The sequence below is a fragment of the Paenibacillus sp. NPDC056722 genome, assembly GCF_042790635.1.
GTDB classification, from domain to species: Bacteria; Bacillota; Bacilli; order Paenibacillales; family Paenibacillaceae; genus Paenibacillus_AQ; species Paenibacillus_AQ agri.
Map to the genome: position 1 here is coordinate 248,406 of NZ_JBHTYV010000003.1, position 19,344 is coordinate 267,749.

Sequence of the window (19,344 nt, forward strand, 5' to 3'; positions counted from 1 at the left end):
AAATAGCAGGATTTTTTCCTGTTATCCCCTAAAACCTAACGATCCAAGACAAAATAACGGGACTCCGTCCTGTTATTTTTCAAGTGAACACTGCCTAGGCTTAATCACCTCAGCCGCTTTACTGCTTGATCTCCCAAACGACTAACTCTGCTTTGCTGCTTGGTCTCTAAATTACTTATTCTGGTTGCTCAACACTGTCTGCTCGGACTGCCTTGTTCGCTTACAACGACTCTGGTTATTCTCATCAGATTGTTCTAAACGAATTTTTTCTTTCAACAAACGCAGTACCTTCTACCTCCACTTAGCTTCAGCAACAAATGAGGCAGGTTCGCGTTCCAGGTACAAATTTCTCACCCGCATACATTACTTTTTATCACGGTTACCATTCTCACGGTCATCCACAGGATCAGCCCCGCCCTGTGGCGCTTGCACATCTTCCGATTGTGACTTCTCTACCTTAAGCTGCGCCTGGTCTGCTTTCGCCTGCGTCTGGTTTGCTTTCGCCTGCGTCTGTTTGATCTCCGGTGACGGCTGCCGGATTTCCGGCGTTTTCTCTTGCGTCCGCCCCGACTGCCGGTTCGCTTCCCGAATCAATTGAGATTCTTCACTCTGCCGGTGCTGTCTTCTTCTACGATAAGCAAAAACGATAATTAGAACAAGCGCTGCACCGATTAATATTGGCAGGGCACCGGCCAGGATCACCACAATCCACTGAAAGGTAACGGACAACGCATTCAAACTGCCGCTCAGCGCCTGGGATGCGCGTGTGCCAAGTGGATCCTGACCTTTTTTCTTCATCACATCAAGGCTTTCGTCCGTTTGGTACAAACGTAGCTCTACGGTTGAAAACGAAACATTCTGGTCAATGTAACGCATTCTCCCTTTGATCCGTTCAATCTCCACCTGGATGGAACCCAGTTCGTTGGCAAACGCGACAAGGTCAGCGGGTTTGGTCGCTTTTTTCATAAATTCGGTATATTGGGCTTCCATCATTTGCTTAGCCTTCAGCCGGGACTCAAGATCTACATATTCTTCAGATACATCCTGCCCCTGAATACTACGCTGGAGTTTCGCATGCTTCACTTTTTCAAGATTACTCAAAAAAGAGGAGAAGCCAGATGCCGGTACCTTCATAATAAAAGTGCCACCCTGCTCATATTCAGACATATTCTCGTTGAACTCGATAATATAGCCTTGGGCAAGCGTCACCATGTTGCGAACCTCAGTCTGAGCCTTAGCGTAGTTATCCACTTCCATGTTCAGATTGGCGCGATAGATCAGCTTCTTGTTCAATCCAGCTACTACGTCACTGCCTGTAAATCCGGCACCAGCCTTGCTGGTATTTAACGCTGTAGAATCTCCTGCGGTGTCCGTACTACCGTCTCCTGATCCGCCCTCGGCGCTGGCGTCCGAATCGGCAGAAACATTAGACATAGACTTGTCCGCCATCTCAGATTTTTGTATCAGCGCCTCACTGTCAAATTTACTTTCAGAGCTAGCCGTTCCCGAATCCGCAGCCATATTACTGCTGTTCTTGTCAGCCGATCCGCAACCCGTGACGACAATAACCAAAATCAAAAACCAAATCCCATACAGCCCCCATTTTCGCATCGCCATACCCCCATAATTTAGTAGAATACTTCTTTCTACCCAGACGATTCCAGAAGCTGGAAGGTTGCATGTTATTAAAAGTTTTGCATAAAGTGATAAAGAATCCTAGTAAAAAAACAAAAAACAGAAGTATCCTGATCAGGATGCTTCTGTTTGCGAACAGTCACTTTGTTTGGTACAATTACGGTGTCTTAACAGACAAATAACACCAAAAACCCTAACATCCAATTAGGATGAGGGCATGGTTCTGTTCGGACAAGCTCCACCTTGCCGAGCAGTGCATTCCATTTAACGATGCAGTCATTTTACTAAAGGGGAGGTGAACCCTTATGGCAAAAGACGTAATCTGTGAAGTCAACTCCTGCACCCACTGGGCAGAGGAGAACAAATGTCAGGCTGATTCCATCTTTGTTGCTTTCCACAGCTCCAAGGAGCCAACACGTGCGGAAGAAACAGATTGTAAAACATTCGAGAGCAAGTAAGCCTACCCGGAAGGAACCCTCCACGGTTCCTTCTTTTCTCATTTATTCTATCAAGAATGAGAATTATTATCAAGTGTATCGCTAAAAAAAGTATACAATAAAGAAGTTGTCCTAAACGCCAGAAGACGTGGACACACCCTTTGCAGTCTACACAACCTTGCTTACTGCTGTATGCTCTTGCTTGTCTACAGCATGATCTTGTTTGCATGCAGTAGGCACTTGCTTATCTACTGCTTGCTTCTGCTCACCTGACGCAATCTCTCGCTTATCTGCTGCTTGCCCCTGCTCACCTGACGCATTCTCTCGCTTATCTGCTGCTTGCTCCTGCTCACCTGACACATCCTCTCGTTCGCCACTCGATTGTAACTGTTCCTCGCCCACTCCATGCTCTTATTCTCCCTGCTGTGCCCATACTCTCCTTCCCTACGCTCGCCTACTGTATGTTCTTACTCATCTTTCCCCTACGCTCACCTACTATATGTTCTTACTCACCCTCCCACGCCCTTGCCCCCTGCTATATGCGCTTCACCCTCTTTCCTAAGCTCTTGCTCTCCTTTTGTATGCTCTTGCTCACTTCCTGTTTAGCCTAACTCAAGTCAGCTAAAGTGGCCTGAGTGAACCGGGCCAATTCTAGTGCCCAATAACAAAAAACCAGCAGGCCCCCCACGAAGGGAGATCTGCTGGTTATCTTTTTCCGCTGCTATTTCATAGCTTACAGCGCGGTATTTACACTTTGCTTGGGCTAGTCTTGGCTCTTGCGATCGCAGCGGCCTCAACCATGTTGCGCAGGGCGCTTTCGGTTTCTGCCCATCCGCGGGTCTTGAGTCCGCAGTCTGGGTTGATCCAGAACAATTCTGGTTCCAGTACACGCAGAGCGCGGTCGATGTTGACTGTCATTTCCTCTACAGCTGGGACACGCGGGCTGTGGATGTCGTATACGCCAAGGCCGATGCCTTTATCGTAGTCTTGCTCCTCAAAGCTCACGATCAGTTCGCCATGGCTACGGGAAGTCTCAATGGAGATAACGTCAGCATCCATATCGGAAATGGAATCGATCATGTTGTTGAACTCGCTATAGCACATATGCGTATGAATTTGAGTTGTGTCTTTGACATCGTAAGTGGAGATACGGAACGCTTTAACCGACCAATCCAGGTAGTGCTGACGGTCTTCTGGCTTCAGCGGCAGACCTTCACGGATCGCTGGCTCATCCACTTGGATCATCTCAACTCCAGCGTCTTCCAACGCCTTCACTTCATGACGCAGTGCAATTGCGATTTGGTTCGCTACTTCTTCACGGCTCAAGTCATCGCGGACGAACGACCAGTTCAGGATCGTTACCGGTCCAGTCAGCATGCCTTTTACCGGAAGCTTGGTGCGGGATTGTGCATAGACGCTCTCTTTAACGGTCATTGGCTCGATGAAAGCAACGTCAGCATAGATTACTGGCGGCTTCACGCAGCGGGAACCATAGGATTGCACCCAGCCGTTGCGAGTGAACAAGTATCCAGCCAGCTTCTCACCGAAGAATTCAACCATGTCTGTACGTTCGAATTCACCGTGTACGAGTACATCCAGTCCGAGCTTCTCTTGGAAAGTGATGACTTCGTCGATTTGATCACGGATATATTGATCATAACGCTCTTGGTTCCATACCCCTTTGCGCCATTTGAGACGTGCTTGGCGAACTTCTGGTGTTTGCGGGAAGCTTCCGATCGTTGTTGTTGGCAGCAACGGCAGATTCCATTTCTCCTGTTGTACTTTCACACGCTCTGCGAATGGCAGGTTACGGTTTGCAGGAAGTTCAGCCAGCTTGCGCACTTCTGCAGCGATATCTTCACGGCCGCGCTCAGGCAGGGCACGGAAGGTAGCAAGTGCATCGCGGCTAGCTTGCAGCTCGGCAGCAACAGCATCACGGTTTTCCAGTGCAGAGCTGATCAGCTTCAGTTCAACCAGCTTCTCGTTCGCGAATGCCAGAGCGTTCTTGATTACGGATTTCACCTTGTCTTCGCCTTCTACGGTTACCGGTACATGCAGCAAGCTGGAGGATGGTTGCAGGAACACACGGTCCAAGCTAACATGAGTCGCCAGTTTGTCCAGCAGAGCCAGCTTAGCATCCAGATCGGAGCGCCAGATGTTACGTCCGTCGATGATACCAACGCCGAGAATCTTGTCTTCCGGCCAGCCCAGACGCTCGATGGATTCGAGGTTTGTACCGCCATCGTGTACGAAGTCCAGACCCAGACCTTGTACAGGTAGCTTAAGAAGTGCTTCAAGCGGTTCAGCAGCTTCGAAGTAAGTTTGCAGGATGATGTTCAATCCAGGCACAGCTGCAGCGATTTCTGCATAAATCGTCTCAAGCAGGCTGATATCTTCATTGGTAAGCCCGGTTACTACCGCAGGCTCGTCCACTTGTACCCATTTCACGCCTTCTTGCTTCAGCTCTTGAAGCAGTTGCACATATACTGGCAAGAAACGCTTCGCGATTTCAGCCGTTTCAGATGGCTGGAAGCCTTTGGACAGCTTCAGGAAGGTGTAAAGGCCGATGACAACCGGCTTGCCTTCGATACCGGCTTGCGCTTTAGCAAAACGATAAGCCGCAAGTGGCTTGTTCTCAGTCAGACGCGGCGTTTGGTTGCCGATCTCTGGAACGATATAGTGATAGTTCGTGTTGAACCATTTAGTCATTTCGCATGCAGTAGCTGTAGCGTTACCGCGGGCCATTGCGAAGTAAAGGTCCAGTCCGATGTCTCCGCCATCGTATTCATACCGTGGAGGTACAATTCCGAACATTACGGCTGCATCCAGCACGTGGTCGTAGAATGTGAAATCATTGACCGGAATCAGATCAATACCGGCTTCTTTTTGTGTCTGCAAATGCTCAAGCTGGATTCTTTCCATTTCGGAACGGAATTCAGCTTCATTTTTTTGGCCGGACCAGAAGGTCTCCAGGTTCTTTTTCCATTCACGGTTTTTCCCGATTCTCGGGTACCCGAGGTTACTTACTTTTACTGTTTGCGTCATTCCTAGGTTCCTCCCTTATCTCACTAATAATCTATATGCGTCATGTTTTATACCCAAAAAAGGCGTCTCTCCCTGTAAGAAGTCAGAGGGAAAGACGCCCTAGTATTATACATACTGGTAGCTGGTCTAACACCGTCCTATCTTCCGTAGGTAAAGCTGTGCTGTCGAAACAGGCAGGTCTCCTGGCTGCGGCGTCTACATCTCCAGCCGTCTTCCCGAACAGCATATGCTGCCAGTGACGAGGGTTGCTGAAGACTCTTCCGTTACAGTGGCGGGACCGCGTCGGTCTTGCACCGAACTTCCCTATTAAGCCATCCGGTATGCCTTGGCATCCGGCAGGCACCTGTATCCGTTATTCAGTTTCGGGAATGAATATAACGTCATCATACTGGAATACCAAGTAAACCGCAATAGATTATGAGTGTAGCAGTTATACGGAATCCTTATAGCCAGTTAGAAGAAAATAATATACACCACTGCTGCCAGCACAATTCGGTAGATCGCGAAGGGCATCAGCTTGACCCGATTGATCAGTTTCAGGAAGAAACGCATCGATATCAGCGCGAAAACAAAGGCACTTATGAAGCCAGCGATGAAGAACGGCAAGGAATCCATCGTAAAGTACTGCCAGTTCTTGATCAGGGAGATTAGCGTAGCTCCGGCCATGACCGGCACGGCCATAATGAACGTGAAGTCAGCAGCTGCCCGGTAGCTCATCCCCAGCAGTACACCTCCGGAGATGGTGGAACCGGAGCGGGAAAAACCCGGCCACAGGGCGAAGCACTGCATCAGGCCAACGCCCAGCGCCTGCTTGTATGTCACTTGATCGACCGTTTCGGTCTGAACCTTCTTTGGGGCGAAACGATCGGCACAAATCATAAATACCGCACCGATGACGAGACCAATCAATACAGTTGCCGTCGAAAACAGATGGTCATCAATGTAGTTCTCCGTCAGTACGCCAAGGACTCCGGCAGGAATGAGACCAATCAGCACCATGCGAAGCTTTAGATGCCCTTCACCGGCAGGCAACTGTGGCTGTCCATCCGGCACAGGCTGCATTTCTTTGCGGCTGAACCGCTTCAAGCCCAGCAGATCAATAAATCTTTTCCAGAAAATCACTACAACCGCCAGGATCGAGCCTAGCTGAATAACTACTTTAAATGTATTTGCCGTATGTTGGCCCAGAAATGCCTGTGACCGCAGCCACATATCATCCACAATAATCATATGACCAGTAGAGGATACGGGAGCAAACTCGGTTATACCTTCGACGATGCCAAGAATAATTGCTTTAATAATCATGAGCAGGTCCATGTTAAATCCTCCTTAAATTTTTCTTCAGATTGCGCAAGTAACGACTCCGGATGAAGAAGAAATACAATACCTGCGCGACAAAATAAACCGCCAGCACCGCACCAGTCTCGGTCACGATCGATAAGTAGAACAGGCGCTGCAGGGCGATAAAAGCAAATAGGCTATGCAGGATAGCCAGTCCGATCGGTACAAAGAACATCAGGGCTAGCTGGAATGTCACAATCCGGTTCAGTTCCCGATCCGTTAATCCCATCTTGGCCAGGGTGGAATATTGCAGACGATCATAATCCAGATCCATGTACAGACGGAAGTAAAGAAAGCTTCCAGCTGCAATGAAGAAGACGGTGCCCACAAGCAGAGAAGCGAACAGCATTGTACTGTACAGAGTCTTGTGGATCTCAAACAATGTGCCGCTGACTGCAATGGCATAGGGATAATCAGCAGTGTATGCCCTCTTGCCCTTGACCGAAAGATCGGCTGCGATTCCAACCGTTTGCAGCAAATCCGCAACATAGAATCCCGTGTACCTATCAGTCTGCACGGGGCGGATAGCGGCATACAACTCATCGTTAACCACAATGCCGCTAAAGTCACCCCCGTCAACGCCGTCCAGCGCCGGGAGCAGATGGTTCGCAATCGGTAATTCCTCGGTGTAGCCGGTCTCGCGAATTGAGTTTCCCTGCCGCAGTGTATATGTAGCCTTGACTCGTTCACCCGTCAGGCTACGGTCCCGCTGAGAGCCGATCATGACCAGCCCGTCATGACCTTCAAGCGGCCTTTCAGACGAACGGAATCCAGCCTTCATCAGCGCCTGCTTATAAAGACTGTAGGAGATCAGGGGCAGCAGCCGCGTCCGATCCGGCCCAGTCTGCGATTCCACCTCTGCATATTTAATAGGGATGCTAAGTGTATCAAAGATCAGGCCACGGCCTGCGAGCTCCCTGCGAATGCTGTCCAGGTGCCGCTCTGTTTCTGCCGCGTCCTCCGTCCCCTTTGCCACATAGCCAACAGCTGCCGGGTAATTAAGCTTCAGTTCCCGGGTCAACGTCTGAATGGAAGCAAATACACCAACAGAAGTGAATGATACGGCCGAAATAATCGTGATAATGAAGAACATGCGTCCATTCTCTCTCCAGCGGGATGACAGGCCAGAGAGTGCGATCAGGTTAATCCGATGCCAATAGAAACGCCGGGTTCTCTTCAGCAGCTTCACAATGTAGATGCTCAGTTGGGTATAGAACAGATACGTTCCAACGACCGTAATGACCACGACTGGGAACATAATGACATCTACCAAAGCCGCGCGCACTGTGGCGGCCATAACGTAGCCAGCGATCAGAAAAACTGCTGACAGCAGCACAAGCACTATAGAGATTTTAGGTTCTTCCTCATGCTTGCTTTCCCCTTGGAACAGCGGCATCGGATCTTCAGGGCCGGTTAATGCAAAAGTACAGAGCGAGATCAGACCAAACAACAGCACAAAGCTGCAAATGGTCAGCACTGGGGCCTGCCAGGGCAGATGAAAGGAAAGCGAATGAATGCCAAGAAAGCCCGAGCCGATCATCAGGAACAGCTTGCCAAGCAGCAAGCCCAGCCCGGTACCGGTGAAAATTGCCGCGCTGCCGATCATCATATTTTCCAAAAAGACCATCAGATGCAACTGCCGCCTAGTCATCCCATGCATCAGTAGAATACCGAACTCCTTCTTGCGGGATTGCAGGAACGAACTCACAGATACCAGTACAAAAAGGGAGCAAAACAAAAAAATGGACCCTTCGGCGACCATCATCGTCTGCGTTGCAGTACTGAAAATCAGATCCTTGGACAGAGCCGGGTGATAAATAAACAGGGCGCACAGAAAGAAGATCATTACCGAGAACGAGCTGCTGACAAAATAGGCGGCATACTTCCGCTTGTTACGAATTACATTTCTATAAGCGAACTGCCGAAAGGTCATGGCCCGCGCCTCCCAGAAGCGACAGCATGTCAATGATATTCTGAAAGAAGGCGGCCCGGCTGCTGCCCCTGTACATCTCACTATGGAACCGCCCGTCTTTGATAAAAATCACCCTGTGACAAAAGCTCGCAGCCACGGCATCATGTGTAGCCATCAGCACCGTCGCTCCCTCCGAAGCATTGATCTGCTCCAGCATACCCATCACTTCGCCCGATGTTGTGGAGTCCAGATTGCCTGTAGGTTCGTCGGCCAGAATCAGCGCAGGCCGGTGGATCATAGCACGGGCGATCGCCGTCCGCTGCATTTGCCCGCCGGAAATTTCGTACGTCCGCTTCTTGAGCAAGTGCCCAATGCCAAGCGCTCCTGACACCTGTAGCAGCCTGCTTTCCATCTCTGGAACAGAGGCACCGGCCAGTGTCAACGGCAAAATGATGTTCTCTTCCACGGTGAGCGTGTCGAGCAGATTGAACTGTTGGAATACAAAACCCAGCTCATGACGGCGGAACAAGGCCTTCTCTTGTCTGCTGAGCAGATTAGGGTCTCGTCCACCAATCGAAATCTCACCGGAGGTCGGCTGATCGATAGTGGCGATGACGTTCAGCAGGGTCGTTTTCCCGCTTCCTGAGGGGCCCATAATACCGACGAATTCACCCTTTTCCACAGCAAACCGGATATGATTCAGCGCGTGCGTGGACACTTGGCCCTCATAAATTTTGGATAAATTATTGACTTCAAGTATGGGCAAGTGCCGCCGCTCCTTCCGTGGCCTGGAATGCTTCTATTATACAAACACGTCTCAGGCGCCAGCTATTTGTGAAACTTACAGTTACCTTACACAATTGTAAGGTGGTTAGAATACGATCCGTACCGTAGAGCCTTTCCCTACCTCTGAAATGATGCTTACCTCATGACCGAGCTTGGTACAAATCTGCTTAACCAGGTACAGCCCCATCCCGGTGGATTCTTGAAAATTCCGGCCATTTACGCCAGTAAAATAAGGGTCAAACACCCGCGGCAGATCGCCCTGCGGAATGCCTACCCCTTCATCACGTATATCCAGTACTACCCTATTATTCAGTATATAGCCTGTTAAATGAATGACTGCGCCCTCTTTTACCGTATACCGGACAGCATTTGTAATGATTTGGGTCAGCACAAAGGACAGCCATTTCTCGTCCGAAGTCACAACAATATTGTCCTCTACCATAATAGAGGGATATACACGGCTACGAATGAACAGTCGCTTCTGCTCTGAAGTGATCCGCCGCAGGACTGTCTGAAGCTCCAACCGCTCCACATAGAAATCATGCTCGAATGTATCCAGTCGTGCTGTATATAGCACGGTCTCCAGTCCTTTCTTCAGACGGTCAAGCTCGTCCCCGATCGCCGTGAAGGGTGGGCCATCCTTGTCTTGAATGATCAGATGAATGACGGACAAAGGGGTCTTCATGCCATGAACCCATTGATTGATGAAATGAATATGCTCCTCCAGCTTGTGGCGGTAACTATGCAGATCATTTTTATAGAGGCGGAATTGATGGGTTAACAGCCCGCGCAAGCTCTCAGCCAGCGGCGTATCCTGCGACGGGCCACCTGTCTCGTCCAGCGTGGAAGGCCGTGCCGTCATCCGTTCGTAGAAGGTACGGTTGGAGATGTAACGGAAACCGAGGTAGGCAAGCAGCAGACAAGTGCTGAGGATATCAGCATATAGACTAACACTGACCGCGCTACCTCCATCCAGTCTGTACACCAGTGTAATGACAGCTAGTTGGGTCAGATATACGAGGATTAACGTCTTTTGCTCCCGTAAAAATAGTTTCACTCCCCATTCCCCCAGTTCGGTGTCAGCCGGTAGCCTTGACCCCGCACGGTCTGCAGACCGTCATGGATCTCCAGCGCCGCTAGTTTTTTACGGACCCTGGTAACGTAGACGTTAAGCGTGTTGTCATCGACAAACACCTGATCATCCCATATCTTCTCCAGCAAGCGGTCACGGGTGACGATAGCTCCGGCTTTTTGCATCAGCTCGTCCAAAATCTTGACCTCCGTATGACTGAGATCCGTCCGGTCATTGCCCCTAGACAGCACCAGCCGTTCCACATCCAGCGTCAGTCCGGAAACGGTAAGACTCCGTTCATTAAAGTTACCCGCGAAAGTACCGTAGGCGCGCCGGAGCTGACTTTTGATTTTGGCCATAGCAATCTCATAATCGAAGGGTTTCGTAATATAGTCATCCGCACCGTTCTCCAGTGCCATCACCTGATCCATCTTGCCCGCTCTTGCCGAAATGAACAAAATCGGACAGGTAGAGATGCCTCGAATCTGGCGGCACCAGTAATACCCGTCGAATTTAGGCAGGTTGACATCCAACAGCACCAGATGCGGAGCGAACGCCTCAAACTGCTCGCGCACCGTCTCGAAATTATGCACGGCCTGTGTCTCATAACCGAATTTATGCAAGTAGTCCTGGAGCAACGACACCAGGCTCTGATCATCCTCAATAATGAATATTTTAAACATTCTAATTTGCGCCTCCAATGACCCAGATCTCTTGACCGGGGGTCTGCCAACTAATATATACAGCACCAGGGACGTACGTCAAATTCAGCTCTTTAGTATACGGTGCAATTACATTCTATGGTATCCTATAACCATAAGTAAAATAATGGAATACCGTTTCAACGATAATTGGATTGGAGCTTTAGGGATATGAATGCAATGAAAGCAAGTAAACTTATACTGTTCTTGGCATCGCTGGTTGTGCTGCTGGCTGGCTGTACGTTTGAGATGATTCAGCAATCGGATGATACATCGCTATACAGAGGACAAAGCTTAAATCTGGCGGTCATTGGCGATCCGCCGATCGTGAGAGAAAAGCATGTGACCTTCACTGAGATTACTTTTGAGGATTTGAAAAGAGGGGCTGAGCTTGCGTCCCATTACGACGCCGTCTTTATTATGAAGGAGCATCTTCGCGAAGCCGCCGAAGGCCAATATGCGAAAATGTACGGGGAGACGAGGCTGCCCATCTTTTTCGTGGAATCCAAGCAGCCCGCCGCCTTTTTTACTCTCGAGGATGTGGAATACGGCACTTTTGCAGACATAGATCCTCATATGTATATTTCAGGATTTCTGCTGCACCCTGAAGATCAACCCGGCGGAGATCCACCAGTGATGGCGCGTCAGGATTGGGGGATTACACTTGACATTGTGAATAGTACGAACATTAAGGCTGCGTATTCATGGGTATTTGAAACGATTGCCTCCATTAATAACGTCAGTAAACAAAAGAGCGACCTCACCGTAAATCCCCGGTAAGGCCGCTTTTTCAACATAAACACAGCTTCACAAACTTTCTTACCGGCCGTCCAGCAGATTACCGAGGCCACCGAGGATGCTGCCTTCTTCCTTATTGCGCCCGCCCGGTCTCGCTGCAGACAGAATGCGGTCCGCCATCCGGTTGAAGGGCAGTGACTGAACCCAGACCTTGCCGGGTCCGCGCAGCGTAGCGAAGAACAGACCTTCTCCCCCGAACAGCGCGGACTTTACTCCTTTTACAAACTCAATGTCGTAATCCACAGTAGAAGTCATAGCGACCAGACAGCCGGTATCGATCCGCAGCACCTCACCAGGCTGCAGCGTCCGCTCCATCACATACCCGCCGGAGTGCACGAACGAGAGCCCGTCTCCCTCCAGCTTTTGCATGATAAAGCCTTCTCCGCCGAAGAACCCTGCGCCCAGCTTGCGCTGGAACTCAATTCCGATCGAGACGCCCTTAGCCGCACAGAGAAAGGCATCCTTCTGGCAGATTACTTTCCCGCCGTATTGCTGGAGGTCCAGCGGGATGATTTTGCCGGGATACGGCGCTGCAAAGGTGACGCTTCTCCGTCCATACGCTCCGCTGTGTGTGAAGATGGTCATGAACAGACTTTCTCCGGTCAACAGACGTTTGCCTGCACCCATCAGCTTGCCCATGAGACCACTGCTCGGTCCGCCTCCGCCACTGCCGTCGCCGAAGATCGTCTCCATCGTAATCTCCGGGTCCATCATCATGAAGCTGCCCGCTTCAGCAATGACGCTCTCTCCGGGATCAAGCTGTACCTCCACACACTGTATTTCTTCGCCCATAATTGCATAATCAATCTCGTGAGCACTCATCCCGCTATTCCTCCTTAGATTATCAAACCTGATATAAGCGCATGGCTGTTTGATGAAAATATATACGCCAGCAAGCAGACCCGGTTTCAATGAAGCAGGGAAATTCATAAAAAAGAAGCAGCAGCAAAAAACCGGCCAGAAATTCTGACCGGTCTCTCACTAATAAGTCTATATCCATAGCTAGCTGATGATTCAGCCTTGCATTCCAATTATCGCACATTCTGGGGGTTGCCCAGCGGTGTTGGCAATTTCGGCTTTGGCGCTTTCGCCAGCTTTCCTTTGCCCAGAGAGGTTGTAAAAGTAATTACATAACCTGCCACAACGACAGCCATAACCGTGTATAGCGTCTCTTTCAATGGCATATAGAAGAGGGATAGTGCCAGCACGATAACATCCATCAGAATAAATACGGTGCCAACTTTAATTCCTTTCCATTCACTGATCAGCAGCGACAAAATATCGTCACCGCCGCTCGCCCCGCCTGCGCGAAGCACCATTCCAGCTCCCAGACCTGTCAGTACTCCTGATAACAGAGCCGCAACCGGCAAATTATCATGCAGATTGATGACCCATCCAGAGTAATGTTCCATCAGTCCGTAGAAGAGAGTGAACGCTCCTACAGAGACACATGTGTTCAAGACAAACGCTTTTCCTTTGAAGAACCAGGCAATCAGAAGTACTGGTATGTCTAGGATCAAAATAGAAAGTGAAGGCGAAATGCCCAATACATATTTACCAAGCAGCGATAATCCTACGAACCCGCCCTCGGTCAAATGGTTCTGATAATTAATGTGATAATACGTAAATGCAAGCAGCAATGTTCCTAACAAAATGACTGTCAACCGCAGCAGAAGCTCTGCTCCGTGATTGTGTTTCCTCATACTGGTCTCCCCTTATCGTAAATGGCGGCTAGACGTCCCACCAACCTCTACGACGGGTTGAACCGGAGGTATTGCTCCTTCGCATAATGCTACTCCCTTCCCTCGTAGAGGCGGCTTCGTCAATTAACGGTTCGCGCATCTTCGGCAGGGAAGCTAAGTATAAGACAGATCATAACGTTTCCAAATCGTCCTTTGGGGATTCGTCCTTCGGGGACACATGGTATCCTGATCCTTTCTTTAATTTGATAAGTTCTGTTTACATTATACCACGCGAAGAAGAGACTCTAAACACCTTTGTGTAAAAATGATGATTTGGCCCTTTCTGTTTTTCTCCCATTATATTTTAAAAAACGTTAAAAAATACATCGAAATGCGGTAACAATGGTCGTATTTCGAGAACTACGCTACGGTTTGTTAAGCCAATGTAAAAAAGAGGGAATGCAGATATCTGCACTCCCTCTTCACCTTTATGATTGTAGTCGGGTCAAAATAGCTGCGCCTGCGCGTGGCACCGGCACCTCCAGCAGCCCTTTCCGTAATTCCAGTGTCAGCTGTTCCGTCACTTCCCCACGGCAGTCCTTAATCACTGCCACATACACGGCAGGATCAGACGTCCATCTGACAACTACATTATCAGTATAAGTTCCGTTGACAATCGCCAATCGCTCAGGCGTTCCCTCTGGCGTGATGACCATTTCAGCATAACAAGCAATCACCTGAACGTTGTCTTTCTTCGCCGTCACGATCGGATACAGCAGTTCCGGGTGCTGCGGAGACAAGCTTCCACGCAGAAGCACATCACTGTATTCCCGGCTGAAGTCGGTCCAGAACCTTAGCATCGCCAGCTTCTCCTCCCCAATCTCTGCGAGTCTCACAGAAATTTGCAACACAGAGAAGAGACTGTTGATGAACTGCATAGCTGAGCTAGCAGTGTCCTCATGCGGATTGAACATAATCATATCGGAATGTACAGCTGTATCGCCGGACAGCAGCCGAAGATCAAGCGTACGCACACGGTTCTGAATGGAATCGTTCGGACAATCCCCCGCTCTGAAAATGTTGCCGTACTTGCGCATTAACGGTCCGATATAGCTCTGACGGAACTCAATCAGAATATCCGGCTTGATCGCTTTGAGCGACTGCATGATGTCGGTGAAGAGCCGGTCTACAGCTTCCGGGATGGAACGGTAATCACGGCCGCCCCCTTCTACCGGAAGTTCACCGTCTCTCGGCTGAAAGCTGTCCACAAAATCCAGCTTCAATCCGTCGATACCCCACTCCGTTACTGCCTGCTGATAAATATGCAGGAGGTAATCCCGCACCTCAGGGAAGCGCGGATCCAGCACGCCGGCGTCCAGACCTTCCTCTACCTTGAGCACCTTGTCCTTAAAGATGTCCCAGACCCGGCTTTTCCGGCCGACGAACGGTACAGAATACCAGAGCATATATTTCATGCCCAGATCATGAACTCGATCCACATGCGCTTTCATATCCGGGATCTTGGTCTCACAGACCTCCCAGTCCCCGGTAAACGCATATCCCCGGTTGTTATCATCTGTCTGCCAGCCATCGTCGACGATAATCGTATCGCAGCCGATTTCACGGGCCAGACGGCATTCTTCCTCAAGTGCAGCATCAGTCAGCTCCTGATGGTAAGAATACCAAGTAGAATACATCGGGAGCAGGGCAGCATCAGGAACGCCAGCAGGCTCAAGACCCGGCTGCTGCTCCCACCAACGGCTAACCTCTGCTAATGCCTCATGATACGGGATATCTCGGGTATCAATCCGCAGTACCGCCTCGTATACCTCCAGGCTAGGTACAGGCTCTTCAAAGAGCTTCAGTGAGCACAGGAAGGAGGAATCCTCCTCATGAATACCTGCCTTCACCTCGATCTTGTTCAAGACATCGGTGAAAGCAAAGGTCATACGGTTTCTTCCGGCAAGATTTAACAAGGCCGTCACAGGCGCCTGCGAAGAGTTCCGACTGTTAAAACCGGAGCCCCAATCAATCTGGAATGCCCGATTTCGCTCCACGCCGGGATGCCACATCGAATGGATATCGAGGGCTGGAATCGACCAGCTAATCGTACATACTGGCGGGATACCGTCTCGCTTCGCCTTTAAGCGAATGCCAATGAACAACAGATGTTCCTCAGTCCGCTCAACAGTCTTGGATATTTCAAAGAAATCTTCTTCGCTTACCACATTTACGGTGGGGAGAAGAGCGTCAATCAAATTCGTCATAGTTCCTCCTGTTGGGTTCTCTCCTAGTGATAGCTGTATCAGCCCTTAACCGAACCGATCGTCAAGCCGCCGATAAAGTACTTCTGCAAGAAAGGATAAACTAGCAAGATCGGAGCTGTTACCACGATTGTTGTAGCTGCACGAAGCGTTAGTGGCGACAGGCTGTTGAACTTCTGGTGCAGAAGCTGCTGATCCATAATTTGCTGTGAAGCTTCTACTTCCAGAAGCAAGCGGCGCAGATAGACCTGAAGCGTGTCATAATGTCCGCTGGAATTATACAGCACCACATCAAACCACGAATTCCAGTGTGCTACTGCGGAATAGATAAAGATCGCTGCAAACACCGGAAGCGACATTGGCAGCACCAGCCGGATATAAATCTTCAGCTCGGTAGCACCATCAATTCTCGCAGATTCAAACAGAGCTTCAGGAAGCTCGGAAATATAGGAAGACATCAGCAGCATATAGTACGCGCTGATCAGAGACGGAATCCAGTACACATGGAAAGAATCCGTTAAGCCCAGCTTCACCATAAGCAGGTAAGTTGGAATCAGTCCGCCGTTGAAGTACATCGTAACCAGAAACAACACACGGAGGAACTTACGTCCCGAGAAATGCCGGACGCTGACGATATAAGCCAGCAGACCTGTGACGAACAAACTGGTGCTCGTACCCACCGCTACACGAAGAGCGGACCATCCGAAGCCCTCCAGCAGCTTGCTGTTCTCGAACAACAGCTTGTAGGCATCTAACGAGAACACCCGTGGAAAAATGTAAATACCACCGCGCGCCGCGTCTGCACCATCATTCAGCGACAGTGCCAGCAGATTGAAGAATGGATAGGCTACAGCAATACCGAATAATGACAGGACGAGAATATTTACAATATCAAATAAGCGTTGTGACCAAGGAACCGATCGTGAGGCCATCGATGCATTCTCCTTTCTAGAAAATAGACGTTTGCATAAATTTTCGGGACAAGCGGTTGGCTGTTATGACCAAAGTTAATCCGATCAAACTCTTCATCAAGCCGACCGCAGTACCATAGGAGTAATTACCAAGTTGAACCCCGAACCGGTATACATACGTATCGATGACTTCATGATAATCCCTCGTGTTAGGGCTTCCCAAGAGCAGCTGCTGCTCAAAGCCCGCATTCAGAATACCGCCTAGCGCAAGAATAAATAATAGTACAATTGTGGCACGAATGTTTGGTAGTGTAATATGCCATACCAACCCAAACCGTCCCAGACCATCTACTCTGCCAGCTTCATACTGCTCCTTGTCGATCCCGGCAATAGCAGACAAGTAAATGATCGAGCTGAAGCCGACGTCCTTCCACAGGTTGGCGGAAGTCAGAATTCCCCAGAAATATTTACCTTCGCCAAGGAACAGAATCGGTTTGTCGATCCAGCCGAAGCGGACCAGCAGTTCATTGATAATACCGTCACTTCCCAGAAGGGTGAACAGGATGCTGGCCACCACGACCCATGAGATAAAGTAGGGTACATAAGACAGAGATTGAATGGTTTTCTTAAAAGCCTTGCTTTTCACTTCACTTAGCAGCAGTGCCAGCAGAATCGGTGCTGGAAAGCCAATCAGCAGATTTAGCATACTGATGACAAGCGTATTTCTAATAATCATCCAGAAGTCAGGTTCGTTAAAGAACCGGACAAAATTGTCAAAGCCGATCCAGTTTCCGAAAAGGGATTGCCCTGGAATATAATTTTGAAAGGCGATTACTAAGCCATACATCGGATAATAGGCAAACAAAAGTACCCATAGGATGATTGGCAAACTTAACAGCCACAGCTGCCGTTCGCGGGAAAATCGCTTGAGGTAATTCATAGTAGGTTCCCCTCCAAATCTCTCCTTGTTATTTCACCAGCGCGAGGTTCTTTTTATATTCCTCAGTGCGGTACTGCTCGAGATCCTTCAGACCCAGTTTGTTAGCCTTGTCACGCAGCTCATCGAAGTTACGGGATGCTTCATCCTCAGACTGGGACATAATGACTTTAACAAATCCTGTTTTAACGAGATCTTCCACCTGCTGATTCTTGATCGTCAGCGGGTTCTCATTGGTGAAGCTGACACGCTGCTCCGTATTGTCATAGATCGTATCCTTGACATTATCATTCATCAGCTTCTTCCACTTCTCATCAGCGATGAAATTCTGATCGAACCAAGCAGTACTCTTGTTATCATCACTCAGCAGACCTTGCGGATAAGCCAGCCAGAAGGAATTGCTGCCGTTCGCTGTCTCTGTTTTCTCAAAATCCAGCTTGCCGTCCAGAAGCGTTTGCTTCTGTGTCTCATTGAACGACCATTTGCCGTCACCTTCATAGTTCCAATAGGATTCCGGCAGGTTCGGAATGCCCCAGCCCATCAGACGTGTACCGATCGGTGAAACTGTGAAATCGAGGAACTTGATAATCTCTTCAGCATTTTTTGCTTTATCTGTGACTACTGTGTAATTCCAGCCATGTGTATTCTTGGCGGACAGATAAGCTTTCTCTGCGTCAGGAGCTTTGAATGCCATTTGCACGAAACGTTTGTCTTCTTTGTAATCCGGATCTGTTTTTTGCCAGATTTCATGGCCAGCATTCCATGATTGCCACCATGGGCCGATATGGCCGGCGATGCGCTCGTTGGAGAACTTGATTTTCCAATCGTCGAATTTATTAATAAACGCGTCTGGATCCATCAGCCCCTCACGGAAGAAACGGTTGTAATAGAGCAGGCCTTCCTTGCCCTCTGCCGTGTTCAGCCAGTGCGTAAGGTTGTGATCCCCGTCCTCTTTGTAGCCATCCTTCAAGCCCCAGAAGCCGAGAGCGCTGTCAATTCTGACGTCGCTATTCCAGGACAGTGCATAGTTCTTCTCACCTTTGTCATTGGTAGGATGCTTGGCTACGATCTGTTTCAGGACATTGTAATAATCATCAGGCGTTTTGATCTCGGGAGCACCAATCTCCTGATACCAGTCCCAACGGATGTGAGCGGTAAAATCAGGAATAGGCAGATATCCCCAACCACGAGGAAGTCCCCACAGCTTGCCATCTGCGTCAAGATAGGTTTCATAACGGGAGCCTAACTCTTTCTTGAGATTCGGTCCGTATTTATCTACCAGCGGGGCCAGATCGATGATTTTGCCCTGTGCCTTCCACTGGGAAATCTGGGATTCATCCATGGCTGCAATAACCTCTGGGTAATCACCGGATACCAGCATCAGATTCAATTTTTCTTTGGGATCAACATCCAGAGACGATCTTTGGATATCTACATTAAATTCCTTCAACAAATAATCATGGAACGCTGCTTGTTTCCTGTTGATCTTATCCGGATTTCCTTTCTCTGCTTGGAAAAAGTGAATCTGCGTCGTTTTCTGTGGCAGCTTCCAGCCGAACTCATTAACCTTCTCCACCGCCGGTGTTGTGCTATCACCCTCGCTAGCAGTATTGCCGCTATTGTTGCCGGATGAATTGCCGCCGCAGGCAGATAATAGCATTACGGATGCCAGCATAGCCGTGCCCAAGACACTACCTTTTCTGCTCATCAGTGTTCCCCCTCATAGTTGTGTTTCTTGTCTACATGGTTATTGTAGAAGATAGTCTGGGGCAAAAAAATGGAGATTTCATTTCGTTATGTTCTTTTCATCACTCAGTGTTAGC

General features: G+C 49.3%; 16 protein-coding genes and 1 riboswitch. Of the genes, 2 read left to right on the forward strand and 14 right to left on the reverse strand.

The window, feature by feature from the left end:
- Positions 1-363: 363 nt before the first annotated feature.
- Positions 364-1,611 carry a DUF4349 domain-containing protein gene (locus ACFRAM_RS09730; RefSeq protein ID WP_379465696.1) on the reverse strand — a complete coding sequence of 416 codons (1,248 nt, stop codon included), beginning with the start codon at positions 1,609-1,611 and terminating at the stop codon, positions 364-366.
- A 329-nt stretch (positions 1,612-1,940) separates the two neighbouring features.
- Between ACFRAM_RS09730 and ACFRAM_RS09735 the strand changes: the two genes are divergently transcribed.
- Positions 1,941-2,093, forward strand: coding sequence for a DUF1540 domain-containing protein (locus ACFRAM_RS09735; protein ID WP_175373001.1), 153 nt, complete (start codon positions 1,941-1,943; stop codon positions 2,091-2,093).
- Positions 2,094-2,240: 147 nt separating this feature from the next.
- Here the strand turns inward: ACFRAM_RS09735 and ACFRAM_RS09740 are convergent, their stop codons facing one another.
- The 7 genes from ACFRAM_RS09740 to ACFRAM_RS09770 all read right to left on the reverse strand — a co-directional run bounded on the left by ACFRAM_RS09740 (position 2,241) and on the right by ACFRAM_RS09770 (position 10,911).
- A complete protein-coding gene (locus ACFRAM_RS09740; RefSeq protein ID WP_379465697.1) occupies positions 2,241-2,474 on the reverse strand; it encodes a hypothetical protein in 234 nt (77 codons plus the stop codon).
- Between the two features lie 345 nt (positions 2,475-2,819).
- Positions 2,820-5,117 carry a 5-methyltetrahydropteroyltriglutamate--homocysteine S-methyltransferase gene (metE, locus tag ACFRAM_RS09745; protein ID WP_175372999.1) on the reverse strand — a complete coding sequence of 766 codons (2,298 nt, stop codon included), beginning with the start codon at positions 5,115-5,117 and terminating at the stop codon, positions 2,820-2,822.
- A 155-nt stretch (positions 5,118-5,272) separates the two neighbouring features.
- Positions 5,273-5,479, reverse strand: a riboswitch (cobalamin riboswitch).
- Positions 5,480-5,570: 91 nt separating this feature from the next.
- Positions 5,571-6,434, reverse strand: a complete 864-nt coding sequence (locus ACFRAM_RS09750; RefSeq protein ID WP_379465698.1) for an undecaprenyl-diphosphate phosphatase — start codon at positions 6,432-6,434, stop codon at positions 5,571-5,573.
- A gap of 1 nt (position 6,435) precedes the next feature.
- Positions 6,436-8,391 carry an FtsX-like permease family protein gene (locus ACFRAM_RS09755; protein ID WP_379465699.1) on the reverse strand — a complete coding sequence of 652 codons (1,956 nt, stop codon included), beginning with the start codon at positions 8,389-8,391 and terminating at the stop codon, positions 6,436-6,438.
- Positions 8,366-9,136 carry an ABC transporter ATP-binding protein gene (locus ACFRAM_RS09760; RefSeq protein ID WP_379465700.1) on the reverse strand — a complete coding sequence of 257 codons (771 nt, stop codon included), beginning with the start codon at positions 9,134-9,136 and terminating at the stop codon, positions 8,366-8,368. Before ACFRAM_RS09760 ends, ACFRAM_RS09755 begins: the two co-directional genes overlap by 26 nt.
- Positions 9,137-9,241: 105 nt before the next feature.
- A complete protein-coding gene (locus ACFRAM_RS09765; protein ID WP_379465701.1) occupies positions 9,242-10,213 on the reverse strand; it encodes a sensor histidine kinase in 972 nt (323 codons plus the stop codon).
- Positions 10,210-10,911 carry a response regulator transcription factor gene (locus ACFRAM_RS09770; RefSeq protein WP_379465702.1) on the reverse strand — a complete coding sequence of 234 codons (702 nt, stop codon included), beginning with the start codon at positions 10,909-10,911 and terminating at the stop codon, positions 10,210-10,212. The genes ACFRAM_RS09765 and ACFRAM_RS09770 overlap by 4 nt, the downstream gene beginning before the upstream one ends.
- Positions 10,912-11,109: 198 nt before the next feature.
- On the opposite strand from ACFRAM_RS09770, the gene ACFRAM_RS09775 reads away from it, so the two are divergent.
- The gene (locus ACFRAM_RS09775; RefSeq protein WP_379465703.1) at positions 11,110-11,709 is read left to right on the forward strand and encodes a hypothetical protein; all 600 of its coding nucleotides are present in this window, start codon (positions 11,110-11,112) and stop codon (positions 11,707-11,709) included.
- A gap of 39 nt (positions 11,710-11,748) precedes the next feature.
- Here the strand turns inward: ACFRAM_RS09775 and ACFRAM_RS09780 are convergent, their stop codons facing one another.
- The 6 genes from ACFRAM_RS09780 to ACFRAM_RS09805 form a co-directional block, all read right to left on the reverse strand.
- A complete protein-coding gene (locus ACFRAM_RS09780) occupies positions 11,749-12,549 on the reverse strand; it encodes a TIGR00266 family protein (protein ID WP_379465704.1) in 801 nt (266 codons plus the stop codon).
- 209 nt (positions 12,550-12,758) lie between these two features.
- Positions 12,759-13,430, reverse strand: coding sequence for a YitT family protein (locus ACFRAM_RS09785; RefSeq protein ID WP_175372988.1), 672 nt, complete (start codon positions 13,428-13,430; stop codon positions 12,759-12,761).
- A 467-nt stretch (positions 13,431-13,897) separates the two neighbouring features.
- A complete protein-coding gene (locus tag ACFRAM_RS09790; RefSeq protein WP_379465705.1) occupies positions 13,898-15,676 on the reverse strand; it encodes a glycoside hydrolase family 36 protein in 1,779 nt (592 codons plus the stop codon).
- A gap of 38 nt (positions 15,677-15,714) precedes the next feature.
- Complete coding sequence (locus tag ACFRAM_RS09795; RefSeq protein WP_379465706.1) at positions 15,715-16,605, reverse strand: carbohydrate ABC transporter permease; 891 nt, start codon at positions 16,603-16,605, stop codon at positions 15,715-15,717.
- Positions 16,606-16,621: 16 nt separating this feature from the next.
- Positions 16,622-17,524 carry an ABC transporter permease gene (locus ACFRAM_RS09800; RefSeq protein WP_379465707.1) on the reverse strand — a complete coding sequence of 301 codons (903 nt, stop codon included), beginning with the start codon at positions 17,522-17,524 and terminating at the stop codon, positions 16,622-16,624.
- Between the two features lie 28 nt (positions 17,525-17,552).
- The gene (locus ACFRAM_RS09805; protein WP_379465708.1) at positions 17,553-19,229 is read right to left on the reverse strand and encodes a type 2 periplasmic-binding domain-containing protein; all 1,677 of its coding nucleotides are present in this window, start codon (positions 19,227-19,229) and stop codon (positions 17,553-17,555) included.
- Positions 19,230-19,344: the final 115 nt, after the last annotated feature.